Source organism: Streptomyces sp. NPDC001351 (assembly GCF_042896045.1).
Taxonomy (GTDB): domain Bacteria; phylum Actinomycetota; class Actinomycetes; order Streptomycetales; family Streptomycetaceae; genus Streptomyces.
Genome location: NZ_JBIAWS010000008.1, coordinates 275,878 through 290,227, shown reverse-complemented (window position 1 = coordinate 290,227; position 14,350 = coordinate 275,878). Strand labels below are relative to the sequence as shown.

15 protein-coding genes are annotated in these 14,350 nt (G+C 70.5%); 6 read left to right on the top strand and 9 right to left on the bottom strand.

Going from position 1 to position 14,350, the window contains the following annotated elements; all coding sequences use genetic code 11:
- Positions 1–27 precede the first annotated feature (27 nt).
- The 4 genes from ACFY1U_RS29395 to ACFY1U_RS29380 all read right to left on the bottom strand — a co-directional run bounded on the left by ACFY1U_RS29395 (position 28) and on the right by ACFY1U_RS29380 (position 6,046).
- A complete protein-coding gene (locus ACFY1U_RS29395; RefSeq protein ID WP_390697131.1) occupies positions 28–819 on the bottom strand; it encodes an enoyl-CoA hydratase/isomerase family protein in 792 nt (263 codons plus the stop codon).
- The gene (locus ACFY1U_RS29390) at positions 810–3,035 is read right to left on the bottom strand and encodes an acetate--CoA ligase family protein (RefSeq protein WP_390697130.1); all 2,226 of its coding nucleotides are present in this window, start codon (positions 3,033–3,035) and stop codon (positions 810–812) included. Before ACFY1U_RS29390 ends, ACFY1U_RS29395 begins: the two co-directional genes overlap by 10 nt.
- A 142-nt stretch (positions 3,036–3,177) precedes the next feature.
- Positions 3,178–4,692 (bottom strand): flavin monoamine oxidase family protein, encoded by a 1,515-nt coding sequence (locus ACFY1U_RS29385; protein WP_390697129.1) that lies wholly within the window; start codon positions 4,690–4,692, stop codon positions 3,178–3,180.
- A gap of 160 nt (positions 4,693–4,852) precedes the next feature.
- Positions 4,853–6,046, bottom strand: a complete 1,194-nt coding sequence (locus tag ACFY1U_RS29380) for a flavin-containing monooxygenase (RefSeq protein ID WP_390697128.1) — start codon at positions 6,044–6,046, stop codon at positions 4,853–4,855.
- Positions 6,047–6,271: 225 nt separating this feature from the next.
- On the opposite strand from ACFY1U_RS29380, the gene ACFY1U_RS29375 reads away from it, so the two are divergent.
- The 4 genes from ACFY1U_RS29375 to ACFY1U_RS29360 are packed head-to-tail and all read left to right on the top strand — an operon-like array spanning position 6,272 to position 8,663.
- Positions 6,272–6,724, top strand: a complete 453-nt coding sequence (locus ACFY1U_RS29375) for a DoxX family protein (RefSeq protein WP_390697127.1) — start codon at positions 6,272–6,274, stop codon at positions 6,722–6,724.
- Complete coding sequence (locus tag ACFY1U_RS29370) at positions 6,721–7,113, top strand: Zn-ribbon domain-containing OB-fold protein (protein ID WP_390697126.1); 393 nt, start codon at positions 6,721–6,723, stop codon at positions 7,111–7,113. The genes ACFY1U_RS29375 and ACFY1U_RS29370 overlap by 4 nt, the downstream gene beginning before the upstream one ends.
- A gap of 23 nt (positions 7,114–7,136) precedes the next feature.
- Positions 7,137–7,751, top strand: a complete 615-nt coding sequence (locus tag ACFY1U_RS29365) for a GNAT family N-acetyltransferase (RefSeq protein ID WP_390697125.1) — start codon at positions 7,137–7,139, stop codon at positions 7,749–7,751.
- 39 nt (positions 7,752–7,790) lie between these two features.
- Positions 7,791–8,663 carry a GNAT family N-acetyltransferase gene (locus ACFY1U_RS29360; protein WP_390697124.1) on the top strand — a complete coding sequence of 291 codons (873 nt, stop codon included), beginning with the start codon at positions 7,791–7,793 and terminating at the stop codon, positions 8,661–8,663.
- On the opposite strand, the gene ACFY1U_RS29355 is transcribed toward ACFY1U_RS29360, so the two are convergent.
- Together ACFY1U_RS29355 and ACFY1U_RS29350 are read right to left on the bottom strand one after the other, a co-directional pair.
- Positions 8,641–9,306, bottom strand: coding sequence for a pyridoxal 5'-phosphate synthase (locus ACFY1U_RS29355; RefSeq protein WP_390697123.1), 666 nt, complete (start codon positions 9,304–9,306; stop codon positions 8,641–8,643). The genes ACFY1U_RS29360 and ACFY1U_RS29355 overlap by 23 nt on opposite strands.
- Positions 9,307–9,439: 133 nt before the next feature.
- Positions 9,440–9,970 carry a hypothetical protein gene (locus ACFY1U_RS29350; RefSeq protein WP_390697122.1) on the bottom strand — a complete coding sequence of 177 codons (531 nt, stop codon included), beginning with the start codon at positions 9,968–9,970 and terminating at the stop codon, positions 9,440–9,442.
- A gap of 78 nt (positions 9,971–10,048) precedes the next feature.
- On the opposite strand from ACFY1U_RS29350, the gene ACFY1U_RS29345 reads away from it, so the two are divergent.
- Together ACFY1U_RS29345 and ACFY1U_RS29340 are read left to right on the top strand one after the other, a co-directional pair.
- Positions 10,049–11,092, top strand: a complete 1,044-nt coding sequence (locus ACFY1U_RS29345) for a helix-turn-helix domain-containing protein (protein WP_390697121.1) — start codon at positions 10,049–10,051, stop codon at positions 11,090–11,092.
- A gap of 83 nt (positions 11,093–11,175) precedes the next feature.
- Complete coding sequence (locus tag ACFY1U_RS29340; RefSeq protein WP_390697120.1) at positions 11,176–12,306, top strand: IS630 family transposase; 1,131 nt, start codon at positions 11,176–11,178, stop codon at positions 12,304–12,306.
- Here ACFY1U_RS29340 and ACFY1U_RS29335 read toward each other — a convergent pair.
- From ACFY1U_RS29335 to ACFY1U_RS29325, 3 genes are all read right to left on the bottom strand, one after another.
- On the bottom strand, positions 12,303–12,647 hold the full coding sequence (locus ACFY1U_RS29335) for a type II toxin-antitoxin system PemK/MazF family toxin (RefSeq protein WP_390697119.1): 345 nt from the start codon (positions 12,645–12,647) through the stop codon (positions 12,303–12,305). The two genes, ACFY1U_RS29340 and ACFY1U_RS29335, sit on opposite strands and share 4 nt — an antisense overlap.
- Before the next feature lie 131 nt (positions 12,648–12,778).
- A complete protein-coding gene (locus ACFY1U_RS29330; RefSeq protein ID WP_390697118.1) occupies positions 12,779–12,958 on the bottom strand; it encodes a DUF397 domain-containing protein in 180 nt (59 codons plus the stop codon).
- A complete protein-coding gene (locus ACFY1U_RS29325; protein WP_390697117.1) occupies positions 12,955–13,800 on the bottom strand; it encodes a helix-turn-helix domain-containing protein in 846 nt (281 codons plus the stop codon). Before ACFY1U_RS29325 ends, ACFY1U_RS29330 begins: the two co-directional genes overlap by 4 nt.
- Between the last annotated feature and the right edge of the window lie 550 nt (positions 13,801–14,350).

Here is a 14,350-nt window from a genome sequence, read left to right as displayed (position 1 = left end):
AAGCTGACGGCTCGTCAGATGGGAAGGTCAGCGGCCCCTGAACTCGGGGCTTCTGCGCTCCACGAAGCTCCGTACGCCGTCCTGGGCGTCCTCGGTCGTCATGTTGATCTCCTGTGCGGCCGCCTCGGCGGCGAAGGCCGTCGCCCGGTCGGTGTCCAGGGAGGCGTTGACCAGCTGTTTGGTCAGGGCGATGGCGCGGGTTGGCCCCGCGGCCAGGCGGGCCGCCCACTCGCGGGCCGTCTTGTCCAGCTCGGCGTCCGGGACGACCCGGTTGACCAGGCCCAGGCGCTCGGCGTCGGTCGCGGAGAGCGCGTCGCCGAAGAACATCAGCTCCTTGGCGCGCTGGGGGCCGATCAGGCGGGGGAGGAGATACGCCCCGCCGCCGTCCGGGACCAGTCCTCGCCGTACGAACACCTCGATGAACCTGGCCGACTCCGCGGCCAGTACGAGATCGCAGGCGAGGGCGAGATGGGCGCCGAGGCCGGCCGCCGTGCCGTTCACCGCCGCGATCACCGGCTTCTCGCAGTCCAGCACGGCGGCGATCAGGCGCTGGGCGCCCAGGCGCAGGACGCGGGCCAGGTCCCCGGGGACCCGCTCCCCGCCGGCGGAGGCTCCCCGGAGGTCCGCCCCGGCGCAGAACCCACGACCCGTGCCGGTGAGGACCACCGCCCGTACGTCCCGATCCGCCGAAGCCTCGGCCAACAGGTCGATGATCCGGTCGCGTTGACGGGGGGTGAGGGCGTTGAGGGCCTCCGGCCGGTTGAGGGTGAGGTGGGAGACCTGGCCGTCCGTCGTCTGCAGGACCTCGCTCACCGGCACACCGCCAGCGCGTCCAGCGCCACGGCTCCCTGCCCCCTGGGCAGCACCATCAGCGGGTTGATGTCGAGCTCCGCGAGCTCGTCCCCGAGCTCCAGCGCCATCCGCTGCACCCGCAGGACGACTTCGACGAGCGCGTCGAGGTCGGCCGGGGGACGCCCCCGGACCCCGTCGAGCAGTGCCCGCCCGCGCAGGTCGCAGAGCATGTCCCGGGCCTGCTCCTCACCGAAGGGCGGCACGCGTACGGCGACGTCGTGCAGCACCTCGACCAGCACCCCGCCGAGCCCGACGGTCACGGTCGGCCCGAACAGCTCGTCGTGCGTGACGCCGACGACCATCTCCACGCCCCGCTCGACCATCTGGCACACCAGGACACCGTCCAGGGACACGTCCTCGTAGCGTGCGATGTCGGTCAGCTCCCGGTAGGCGTCCCGGACCTGGCTGGCGGAGGTGAGTTCGATCTTGACCAGTCCCAGCTCGGTCTTGTGGGCGATCTGCCCGCCGGACGCCTTCATCACCACCGGGTAGCCCACCTGGCCCGCCGCGCGGACGGCCGCTGCCGCGCTGGTCACCAACTGCTCGCGCGGCACGCGGATCCCGTACGCCCGCAGCAGCTGTTTCGCCGCGTGTTCGCTGAGCTGCCTGCCCGGGCGCATCAGCGCCTGTGCCTTGCGGAAGGACGGCGAGGTGGTGCGGGGGGCCTCGTCGAAGGGGGAGCGGTAGCCGGTGGTGAAGCGGTGGTGGTCGAGGTAGGCGCGGACGGCGGTGATGCAGTTCGCGACGGTGCGGAAGGTGGCCACCCGCGAGGAGCCGAGGAGGACCTCGCGGTAGGCCGGCTCGGTGCCGACCGGGGAGCCCCAGACCACGCAGACCAGCTTGTCCGTGTGCTCGGCCGCGTCCACCAGGTCCTGGACGAGCTTGTCGCTGAGGGGAGGGAAGGGGCCGGTGATCGGGCAGATCAGGACGCCTACGTCGGGGTCGTCCAGGATCGCGTCGATGATCTTCCGGCCGCGCCAGTCGCCGACCGGATGCCCGCCGTTGTCGACCGGGTTGGCCACGCTCAGGTAGTCCGGTATCCACTGGTGCAGTTCGGCCTGCTTGGCCTGCGAGAGAACGGGCAGCCGCAGCCCCGCCTCGGTCGCCAGGTCCGCGAAGTGCGCGCCCGTGCCGCCCGAGATCGAATACACGACGACGCCCTCCGCGCGCGGCGGCCGGGCACGCGCCAGCAGGGCCGCGGTGTCCTGGAGTTCGTCGAGTCCGTCCACCCGGATCACGCCGAACTGCCGCATCGCCGCGTCCACGACCGTGTCCGCGCCGGTCAGCTTCCCGGTGTGCGAGGCGGCCGTGCGGGCGCCCGTCTCGGTCCGGCCCACCTTGACGGCCACGACCGGCACCCCGCGCCGTGCGGCCCGGTCGGCGGCGAGCAGGAAGGACCGGCCGTCCTTGAGCCCCTCGACGTAGCAGGCGATGGCGCCGACCTCGGGCCGCTCGGCGAAGTAGGAGATGAAGTCGGCGGTCTCCAGGTCGGCCTCGTTGCCGGTGGGCGCCCAGTGGGAGAGCCGGATGCCGAGGTCCTGGAGGGAGAAGACGGGCCGGCCCTGGTGGCCGGACTGGGTGATGAGCGCGATGGCCGGTCCGTCGAGGTCGTCCCGGAACCGCTCGAAGGCGTTGAGGTTGGTGTTGGGCCCGAGCAGCCGCATCCCGGAGCGCCGTACGGCCCCCGCCAGACGCTCCTGCGCGGCCGCACCCTCCGCACCGGTCTCCGCGAACCCGGAGGCGAAGACGACCGCGAACTTCACCTTCGCCTCGGCCAGTTCCTCCAGCACCGGAAGGGGATCGGCGATCAGCAGTACGGCGAGATCGACCTGCTCGGGCAGATCGGCGACGGAAGGGGAGCAGGGTATGCCGAAGACCGACGGGCGGCTCGGGTGGACGGGGTGCAGCTGCGCTCCGACCCGCTCGGCCCAGGCCACCAGCTGCCGTGTGATACCGGTGTTGGGCCGCCCCTCGGTGTCCGAGGCGCCGACCACGGCGACGGATTCGGGCCGGAAGAACCGGTCCAGATCGGGTACGTCGGCGTACAGGGGCAGGCCGCTGACGTCGAGGTCGTCGACTTCCGCGGGCCTGCCGTGGACGGCGGGCCCGGGTTGCTCGCCACAGGCGATGACCCGGGCCCGGCGGGAGTCGGTGGTGAGGGTGCCGTGGGTTGATCCAAGCATCGGTCCGCCCGCTCCTCTGAGAGACAGCCAATAACTGACGCACTGTCAGATTACTGAACTGACGCCATGTCAGGAACGGGCGTGCACGCAAAGTTGAACGGGCACTCAAGGCCCAACGTGACGGTCCCTCCCGGCGGACCCCTCACAGCTCCGCGAGCACCTCCTTGGCCACCCGTTCCCCCGACCGCACGGCCCCGTCCATGTACCCGTTCCAGTACGTGGAGGTCTCGGTGCCCGCCCAGTGGATGCCGCCGACCGGCGCCCGCAGGGCGGCTCCGTACTCGGTCAGGACGCCGGGCGGCGCATAGGCGACCGGGCCGCCGCGGGAGAAGCCCTCGTTGTTCCAGCGCTGCAGCACGAAGGAGGTGGGTGACTTGGCCTTGTCGCCGAAGTAGGTGGCGTAGTCCTTCAGGACGGCCGTCTTGACCTCGTCGACGCTCGACGCGTCGTACGCCCGCATCTCGTCGGCCTCGATGAAGCCCATCAGGGCGCCGTAGGAGGCGTCGGGCGGTGAGTTGTCGAACGTCGAGCGGACCACGCCGGAGTCGCTGACGACCTGGCCGTTGAGGCCGTCGGCCCGCCAGAACGGGGTGTCGTAGACCGCGATCGCCTTGCCGATCGAGCCCATGGGCAGCCGCTGGCTCAGCTGGTCGCGGGAGGCCGGCAGCAGCGGGTCGAAGACGATGCGCGCGGCCAGCGGCGGCGGCACGGCGACGACGACCTTCTTCGCGGTGACCGTGATGCCGTCGGCCGTGACGACGTACTCGCCGCCCGACTGCACGACCGAGCGCACCGGCGCGCTCAGCACCACCTTGTCGCCGAGCTTGGCGGCCAGCTTGATCGGGACCTGCTGGGAGCCGCCGACGAAACGGGACTCCTGGGCGCCGTTCGCCGTGTCGGTGAGGCGTTCCAGGGTGCCGACGTTGGACTCGTCGCCGGCGGCCGCGATGTAGAACAGCACGAAGAGCAGGGAGAGTTCGCGGGGCTGAGCCGAGAAGATCGACGTACAGGCCACGTCCAGCAGGAACTTGGCGGACGGGATGACCGCGTTGGCGTTCAGCCAGCTCTCGAAGGTCTGCTTGTCCCACTCGGCGGCCTTCGGGGCGGTCCAGGGCGCGTCGACGGGGACCGTCTTGGCCATGTCGTCCAGGGAGGCCTGCACGATCGCGGCGTTGGCGAGCCCGGCCGCGTCGACCGGCGGCACCGCGCCGAGGATGCCGTCGGTGGCGTACGGGGTCTTCTTGCCGTCCTTGTAGAGCAGGTTCTTGCCGGTGTTGTACGTCGTGAAGGTCGCGACCCCGAGCGAGTCGGCGAGGGCCTTGATGCGGTCCTGGGTGGGGCCGATGAACTCGCCGCCGCCCTCGGTGAAACCGCCGCCTGGCAGGGGCAGATTGACGACCCGGCCGCCGACGCGGTCGCGGGCCTCCAGGACGGCGACGGTCCTGCCGCCGGCCACCAGGTCGCGGGCCGCGGTCAGTCCGGCGAGTCCGCCGCCGACGATCGCGACGTCCACGTCACGGGTGGCGGAGGCCGCGGACGCCGTGCCCGCGGCGGTGGTGGTGAGGGTGGCGGCGCCCGCCGCAGCGGCGGCGCCGCCGAGCAGGGAGCGCCGGGAGAGCGTTCGGGGGTGGTGCTGTCTTTCGCGTGCCACGTGCATCCTCCGTGTGGAGAGAGTGTGGAGCCAGAAAGTGAGCAGTGTTCACATTCTGGCCCCGAACAGCGGCACGCTTCAACGCTCCCGCCACATCTGACTCACGCGTAACAAGAGTTCCAGGGACGGGAGTTGAGGGTTTTGGAGGGGGTTGGGGGCTTCTACGTCATCCGGGCAGACGGGACAGCGCGTCCCCGCCGTTCTTCACGATGGTCCTCGCGATCTTCTCGGAGTCCATCGCCACCTCGCGGAGGGTGCCGCTGATGGGGGTGGTGAAGCCGGTGAAGTGCAGACCGGGGGCGTGCTGCGGGGTGCGGGCGCCGTGCGCCACGGGTCTGCCCCGCGCGTCGAGCACGTCGAGGTGGCCGACCAGGCCTTCCAGGGCGCGGACGTACCCGGTGGCGGCGACGACGGCCTCCGGGGAGAGGCGGGTGCCGTCGGCGAGGACGACCTTGCCGTCCTCGAAGCCGTCGACGGCGGCCACGACCTCGACCCGCCCCTTGCGGACGGCGTCGATGAGACCCACGTCCTGCACCGGGATGGCGCCCTCCTTGACCCGGCTGTACAGCCCGGTGTCGGGGCGGGGCAGACCCTGCGCGGAGAGATCGGGGACGCTCAGCTTCGCCATCGGCCGCGCCAGCCGGTCGACCAGCCCGGTCGGCAGCCGCCGTACCAGCACTCCCGTGTACTGGGCGGCCCATCCGGCGGTCGAGCGGCGCACGATGTGCGGGGTCGTCCGCACCGACAGGCGCACCCGCGAGGCGCCGCCCTCCACCAGGTCCACGGCGATCTCGGCGCCGGTGTTGCCGGCACCGACGACGAGGACGTCACGGCCGGCGTAGGGCGCGGGGCTGCGGTACTCGCCGGCGTGCAGGAACTCGCCGGTGTAGGCGTCGAGGCCGGCCCAGTCGGGGACGTACGGCGTGTGGTTGTAGCCGGTGGCGACGACGACCGCGGCGCCGGTCAGTTCGCGGCCGCCCGTGGCGTGCAGCAGCCAGCCCTCGCCGTCGGGGGTGCGCTCGACGCGGGAGACCTCGACGCCGGTGACGGTCTCCAGTGCGTGCACCTCGGTGTACTTCTCCAGGTAGCGCACCACGTCGTCCCGGGCCGGCCAGCGCCCGAACCGGCGCGGCATCGGCAGCCCGGGCAGGGCCGAGAGGCGGCGGGTGGTGTGCAGGTGGAGACGGTCGTAGTGCCGCCGCCAGGACGCACCCACATGGTCGGACTTCTCCAGCACTACGGCGCGTATGCCCCGGGCCCGCAGCGCGTATGCGACGGAGAGACCGGCCGGGCCGCCGCCGATGACGTAGACGGGGCGCCGGCGGTCCGAGGTGCTTGCGGGCGGAGAGGAGTCGGCCATGAGCGCGAGCGTAATCACGCACCGGGTTGATGGGTCTCGGTCAAGCCCGGAATTGGTTGCGGATTGATCACGCCTGTAGGAGGGGTGGGTGGGATTGGTGACGTAGGCCACTCGGATGTGGTCATTCGGCGAGCGCCGGGCCGCCCCGAGGCGGGGGTCCGCTCCCGTTTCGCGTGCGGTGCACGGCGCTTCCCGGATCGCGCCATCTGACGTACCGTCAGATTCATGGATGCGATCTGGCTCACGGGCGCGGAATGGCTGGCCGTGCTGCGCATAGGACTCGGGCTGTGGTGGCTGGAGAGCTGGCGGCACAAGGACCGGAAGGCCTGGTTCGAGCGCGGGACCGGGATCGCGTGGGCGGCGGGCATCGCGGCGAAGCACCGCTGGAACGCGGTCAGGTCCGGCTTCGAGGTCATGGTGGCGCCGCGTCCGCGGACGATGGCGTACGTCGTGGTGTACGCGGAGCTGGCGATCGGGCTGGGGCTGGTCGTCGGGTTCCTGAGTCCGGTCGCGCTGGCCGGAGGGCTGCTCCTGAACGTCCTCTACTTCACCCTCATGATCCACGACGTGGCCGAGCAGGGGCAGAACTCGATGATGGCGCTGATGTCGGTGGTCGCGCTGTTCGGGATGTCGTGGCAGACGTGGTCGCTGGACGCCGCGGTGGGGTGGTTCGGATGACCACGCGCCACGACGTCCCCGAGGCCGACGCCTTCACCCGGGCCTACTGGGACGCGGCCGCCGGGGGCAGGCTGCTGATCCGGCGCTGCGGGGCGTGCGGGCGGGCCCACCACTACCCGCGCGAGTTCTGCCCGCACTGCTGGAGCGAGGACGTGGAGTGGGAGCGGGCGAGCGGCCGGGCGGTGCTCTACACCTGGTCCGTCGTCCACCGGAACGACCTGCCGCCCTTCGGGGAGCGGACGCCCTACGTGGCCGCGGTCGTCGACCTGGCGGAGGGGCCGCGGATGATGACGGAGGTGGTGGGGTGCGGGGCAGGTGAGCTGCGGGCGGGGATGGAGCTCAAGGTCGCGTTCCGGGAGGGGACGCCGGTATTCCGGCCGCGTGAATGAGGCGTACGGGTTTGAATGGCCCGATGACCTCTGTTGATGCGCAGCACACCGGCCCCCGCTCCCCCTCTCCGCTTCCCGATCTGCACGGCCACGGCGTCCGCCTGCGCCCGTGGGACGCGGACTCGGACGCCGATGCCGCGGCCTGGCTGCGCGGACACACGGACCCGGAGTTCCGGCGCTGGAACACACCGCTCAAGCAGGTCGACGACCTCGCCGGCGCACGCGGGTCGCTGCGGGACAAGGTGCTGGCCGCGGTGGACGGTTCGGGGGCGTCGTACTGCGTGACCGACGCGGCGAGCGGTGCGGTGCTGGGGCACATCGGCATCAACGCGATCGACTCCGTGCTGAGCGTCGCCCGTGTCGGGTACTGGGTGCTGCCCGAGGCCAGGGGGCGGGGGATCGCCACCCGGGCGCTGGCCGTGGCCTCCCGCTGGGCGCTGACCGACCTGGGGATACACCGGCTGGAGCTCGGCCATGCCCTCGGCCATGAGGCCTCGTGCCGTATCGCCGAGCGGTGCGGGTTCCGCTACGAGGGGACGTTGCGGGGCGCGATGTGGGAGGCGGAGCGGCGGGACGCGTTCCGGGACGTGCATCTGCACGGGAGGATCGCCACGGACCCCGAGCCGCAGCTCCCGTAATTCGAAGGCGACGGGCGGGGGTGCGCGGGATCATGGGGCATGCGTCCCGATGACTGGTACCTCACCGACGACCTGGACACCTTCCTGACGCGCGCCGGAGCTTTCCTCCGCTCCCGCCCCGCCCTGCACACCGTCCCGCTGACGGTGACCGAGGGACTGCGCACGCGCGGCCCGCAGTACTACGGCGCCGAGGCGCCCTACTTCGGCGTACTGGAGTCGCAAGGCGCCGTCCGGGCCGCCTACTTCCGCACCCCTCCCTACCCGCTCAACGTCACCCCCCTCACCGCCGAAGAGGCCGACTCCCTCGCCGCCCACCTGGCCGGTCTGGGCCGCACGGTCCCCGGAGTCCTGGGTGAGCGCTCCACCGTCGACGCCCTGGCCCGGTCCTGGGAGGGCCGCACCGGGACGACGACCACGGTGCAGCAGCGGCAACGGCTGTACCGGCTGGGCACGCTGACGTTCCCGCAGCCGATACCGGAGGGACGGCCGAGGATCGCCGACGCGGCGGACCGGGAGCAACTGGTCCGGTGGTACGGCGAGTTCATGGAGGCCATCGGCGAGAGCGGCGCGGAGCGTGCGGAGGGGTGGGCCGACGCGCGCATCTCCTACGGCGGGACGACGTTCTGGGAGACCCCCGACGGGACCCCGGTGGCCATGGCGGGGGTGACCCCGATGGTCGCCGGGCAGATCCGGGTCGCCCCCGTCTACACCCCGGCCCACCTGCGCGGCCGCGGATACGCCGGGGCGGTCACGGCCGAGGTCAGCCGGGCGGCCCTCGCGGCGGGCGCGGCCGAGGTACTGCTGTTCACGGACCTCGCCAACCCGACGAGCAACGCCCTGTACCAGCGGATCGGGTACCGGCCGGTGGCGGACTTCGCGATGTACGACTTCACGGCCACAGCAGTTCTCTGATCCAACCGCTCTTGTTATACCGGTAGTTCAGCCGTACGTGCCGTCTCTGCTCGTCCCCCTGGAAGAATTCCACCTCGTCCGGCCGCAGGCGGTACAGGGTCCAGGAGGGCACCGGAGCGTCGGGCTCCTGCTGCGCGCGCGCCCAGGCGGCCTCGGACTCGCGCGCCAACTCCTCCACAGAGCCCAGGACTTCGCTCTGACGTCCGGTGAGGGCGGCGGCGAGTGCGCCGGTCGAGCGGGCGTGGAGGTCGCCCTGGGACTCGGCGGCCGGGGCGGCGGTGACCGGGCCGCGGACACGGACCTGGCGGCCGAGGACCGGCCAGTAGAAGGCGAGCGCGGCATACGGCCGGGCAGCCAGCTGACCCCCCTTACGGCTCGTCGCATGCGTCGCGAAGGCCCAGCCGTCCGCGTCCGCGCCGTGCAGCATCACGATCCGTACGTCCGGGTGGCCGTCCGCGTCCGCCGTGGCCAGCGACATGGTGTGCGGCTCCTTCTGCCCGGCGGCCACCGCTTCCGCGAACCACGCCGTGAAGAGGGACAGTGGTTCGGCGGGGGCGCCCGCCGGGTCGAAGGGGCGCAGCTCGGTGACCTCCGGGTCCCACACCCGCAGCGACCTCAGCAGCTCGTGAAGATCCGTTGTCATGCGTCGAGTATCACCCGCGGGTCCGACACCGATCTTCGGAAGGCGCGCCGGGGGCGCAGGCCAGTGCGAACTGCGCCCCCGGGCCTTGTCGGCCGCCGGCTGTGGGCTGCCGACTGTTCGTCTGCGCACCGGCCTACTTGTACGGGCCGCACCCTCCCCACGTGCTCTGGTCCTGGGCGCAGGCGTCCGCCTGGTCGGGGGACGCCGCGTACATGAGGTTGGTGTACAGGGCCGACCAGGTGCCGCTGGCGGTCATGTCGTGCGTGTACTGGTCGGCCTTGCCGTCGGACTTGCGCCACACGGACACCTCGGCGCGTCCGCTGTACCCGGTGGACACCACGCGCGCCCAGTTGCTCTTGCAGGTCTCGGACCACCACAGCTCAACCCGCACCGGTACCGGCTTGCCGCCGTAGTTGACATCGTATTTGGGCACGACGGGGTAGCCGCTCACCTCCCATGTGTTCCTCATACACACACGGTTGCCGTCGGTGGGGTCGACATGATCGCAGTTGTTCTTGGAAGGATTGGCCGCGCAGGCGGACGCCGAGGCGGCATACGCGGCACCGGGCCCGAATGCCAGCTGACCGGCGAGCACCAGGCCGGCGCTCAGAGCCAGCGTCAGCGCCCGTTTCTGCCTGGTCACTGCGGCGGAGTTTCGGGACATGCGGGACCTCCGTGTCGTGGGGTGAGGGGATGCGCAGCTGTCCGGATGAGAATCTCCGACCTGTCGTGAGCATGCACAATGTTCGGCAGCCGATATGGACAATGCCGAACAAGTTCAAGAGAGTTCACGCTGGTCAACAGGGGAGGGGCGATGGCGGGTCGAAGACAACTGCCGTTGGAAGGTGACTCCGAAGTCGTGTGCCTGGCACGCCTGTTACGGGAGTTACGCGGCGAATCCGGGCTGACCCTACGGCAGTTGGCACGCAAGACCGGCTACAGCGCCAGCACCCTGTCGAATGCCGAAGGTGGCCGCCGACTGCCGAGCTGGGAGGTCCTGGAGGCGTACGTCCAGGGCTGCGGCCAGGAGTCGACGCCGTGGATCGTGCGCTGGCGGGCCGCCCGCCGGGAGGACGCAGGCGGCTCTGCGCCATCATCCTCGTCGGACACCTCGGACGTCCCGGACGACACCCCGCCCGCGGCCCCGCACGCGCCCCAACCTCCGCAACTCCCTGATCCGCCCGCCGCTGGGCAGCCCCAGCAACCCGCGGCCGACCGCCGTTTCCGCGTGCCCGTGGCCGCAGGGCTGGTCGTCGCTGGGCTGGCGGTCGTGGCGGCACTGACCACATGGGTGGCGGTCGGCCTGCACGACCGGTCGGCCACCTCGCCCAGTGCCTCGGCGGCGCTCCCGGCCAGGAACTCCGCGTCACCGTCCCGGCCGGGACGGTCCGGCGGCGCCCCCGATGGCTCCGACCCCTACGTACAGCACTGCAAGGCCGACGAGACCCTGCTCGACCGCCAGGATGTGCGGCGCAGGGACAGCCGCGCCTTCGGGACCCTGCTGCTGATGTACTCGCCGTCGTGCGCTGCCGCCTGGGGCTACCTCAACGCGCCCAACTCCTCCGCGTGGATCACCCACATCGACGCCCACCGCGTGCCCGGCCACACCACCGCGCCCTCGCATTTCTCCGGAGACGCGGCCTTCGGCTCCTGGGGCAACGTCCTGTCGACCCGGAACGGGTGTGTTTACGCCGAGGCGTACGTCGTCGACAGGAACGGCGAGGGGCCGCACGCCAAGACTGCCTGCATTCGGCCGGACGGGCCGGTCGGGACGGCCGCCCCGTAACTAGTGCTGTGACCGGGAACGTTTGCCGGGTTGCTCGTTGTGCTGGTCGGACGTGACGACTTCGACTGGCATGGGGAGGCGGGATGGCGTTACCGGTCAGGGTCCGTGGGCTGACCGAGCAGGAGGGGCAGAAGCTGCAGCAGATCGTTCGGAGGGGCAGCACCAGCTCGGTGCGGTTTCGGCGGGCGATGATGGTGCTGGCCTCGGCCGGCGGCAGCACGGTCCCGGTGATCGCGCGGTTGGTCCAGGCGGATGAGGACACCGTCCGCGACGTGATCCACCGCTTCAACGAGATCGGGCTCGCATGCCTGGACCCTCGGTGGGCGGGAGGCCGTCCCCGCCTACTGAATCGTGACGACGAGGACTTCGTCATCCAGACGGCCACCACCCGCCCAACCCTGCTGGGCAAGCCCTTCACCCGCTGGTCGGTCCGAAAGCTCGCCGACCACCTGCGGCGCAACATCTCCCGGCCAGTGCTGATCGGCCGGGAAGCCCTGCGCTGTCTGCTGGCCCGCCGGGGGATCTCCTTCCAGCGCACGAAGACCTGGAAGGAGTCCCCGGACCAGGCCTTCGACGCCAAGCTCGCCAGGATCGAGTACGCGATCAACGAAAGACCAGACCGCACGTTCGCGTTCGACGAGTTCGGCCCCCTCGGCATCCGTCCCGTCGCCGGATCCTGCTGGGCCAAGCAGGGCAAACCGAACCGGCTGCCGGCCACCTTCCGCCGCACCCACGGGATCACCTACTTCCACGGCTGCTACTCGGTCGGCGACGACAAACTGTGGAGCGTCAACCGCAGACGTAAAGGCATCGACCACACCTGGGCAGCCCTGCGATCGATCCGGGCCACCCGCCCGGACGGCGGCCCCATCTACGTGATCCTCGACAACCTCTCCGCCCACCTGAACTGGAGAATCCGCAGGTGGGCGGCAAAGAACAAGGTCGAACTGTGCTTCACCCCGACCTACGCATCCTGGGCGAACCCCATCGAGGACCACTTCGGGCCGCTGCGGCAGTTCACCCTGGCCAACTCGCATCATCGGAACCACACGATCCAGACCCGGGCCCTGCACGCCTACCTGCGCTGGCGGAACAAGAATGCCCGCCACCCTGACGTCCTGGCCGCCCAGCGCAAGGAACGCGCCCGCATCCGCAGCGAGAAGGGCCTTCGCTGGGGAGGCCGACCCCCGCTCGTGCCTGATCAAGCAGCCTAGTGCGCCGCCTGCTCGAGTCCACCGGCACGGAGGGCATCCTCGATCTCGCCGAGCTTCGCTGACGACAAGACTCCCACCTGCTCGGTCAGATCTTCCTGGGCCAGCGTGACCAGCCAAGTGCACGGGACAAGACCGGGACGTGGCAGCGCCACTCGAAGGACGCCCTCGAGAGGCAGCCCCTCGGGCGCCCCCACTGCCACCTCGACTGCCACACTGCTGATCTCGGTCCCCGCAGGAGCGACGACCTGCATCGCTCGGAACCCGGACGCTTCGTCTCCTGACAGCAGTACTACCGGCCGCCGCTCGTCAAAGTCCGCCAACCAGACCTCGCCGCGCTGCATGTGCCCTCCCGACGCAGGATCGCGGGGGAACCTTGCACGCCCCCGACCGAACACCTCATTGTCGGCCGTAATCCAACCAGTCCAGCGGTCACAGCGGCCAGCGAACCCGGTGAACCTTCGCGGTCACAGCACTAGCCGAACTGCCGGATGAAGGCCTGCCAGCTGTCGCGGGAGACGGTGAGGAGGGGGCCATGCGGGTGCTTGCTGTCGCGGACGGCTCGGCCGCCGGGGGCGGTGGCGGCGACCTCTACGCAGTCGCTTTCCGGCTGCGAGTAAGAGGACTTGCGGAACGAGCCCACGACGTCGCTCATGGCGTGACTCCCCCAATGGCTTCCAGCTTGCTCCGGATGAGCTTGGCGCTCGCCTCCGGCGTCAGTGCCGAAGAACATAGCTGGTCGAACGCAGCGGCGTACACCGCCAGATCGCTTGCTGACTCAAGGACAGATGTACCGGTGAAGTCGTCCGTGGTGACAGCTTCGATGCCCGACTCACAATCGAAGCAGAAGGCAGAGAAGGCGCTCTGGGCAGCCACCAATGTGCCTGCGCTGAAGGGAAGAACCTGCACGGTGACGTTCTCGCGCTCCCCGACCTCAAGAAGCGCCGCCAGCTGCCCCCGGTGAATCGCCATACTCGCCAGGGGATGCTCGATGACCGCTTCCCAGATGACGGCGGTGTACGCGGCGCCCCTTTCCGCAATCCTCTCCTGTCGGCGCTTCCTGACGGTTTTCAACTGATTCATGTACTCAGCGCTGAGAGAGGTGGGCCCACCCGTAATGATCGCCTCTGTATATGCCGGGGTTTGAATCAGCCCCGGGACCAGAACCGGCTGCCACTGGCGGATGTGGCACGCGTCGTCCTCCAACGCGATGTGATCGACGTAGTCCGGCCGCAGGTGTGCCGCATACTCAAGCCACCAACCCCGCTTCTTGGGGTGTTTGGCCAACTCTTCCAGCCTGTCCCGCACTTCCGGGTCCGCGATGCCGTATGCGTCCAGCAGCAGTCGCACCTCGATGACGCGCGGTGTCGCATGGCCACTCTCAATGCGACTGATCCTGGCCTGACTTGACGCGATGACCTCGGCGGCCTGCGGCTGGTCGAGCTTGGCGGCCTGACGGTACTGCCTGAGTGCCGTGCCCAATCGCCTGCTGCGCACAGTCGGTCGTCCACCTGCGGGCATGGGGCCTCCCCTCTCCTTCGGTCACGATGCCACACCCACCATCAACCCCGGGAGTGCATCACGCGATCGAGTGACATTCATGCATGTATTCATCGATTGAGATTGCCTCGGTGTCGAATCCGCGCCTAGCTTCATGAAGGCGCCACAACGGGGCGCGTCTTGACGGCACGTCAGGAGGTCGGCACCCCCATGCCCGAAACCGAAACCTTCCGCATCCCCAAGCACAGAAGGCACGTCCCCGCCGCACGCCAGCGCGTCGGCAAGGTCCTCGCGGACTGGGGAATCACGGACGAACTCGCCGACGACGTCACCCTCTCGGCGAACGAACTCGTGACCAAACCCGTGACCCACTGCCGGGTCTCCTGCGCCCAGATCAAGGTCACCGCTCACGCTTCGGGCGCCGTACCTCTTCCTGGAGGTCCACGACCCCGACCGGGACAGGCTTCCCGAGCCGCTCGACGCCAACCCGGACGCCGAGAGCGGGCGCGGGCTCGCCCTGGTGGGGCTGCTGGCCCACGGCTGGGGC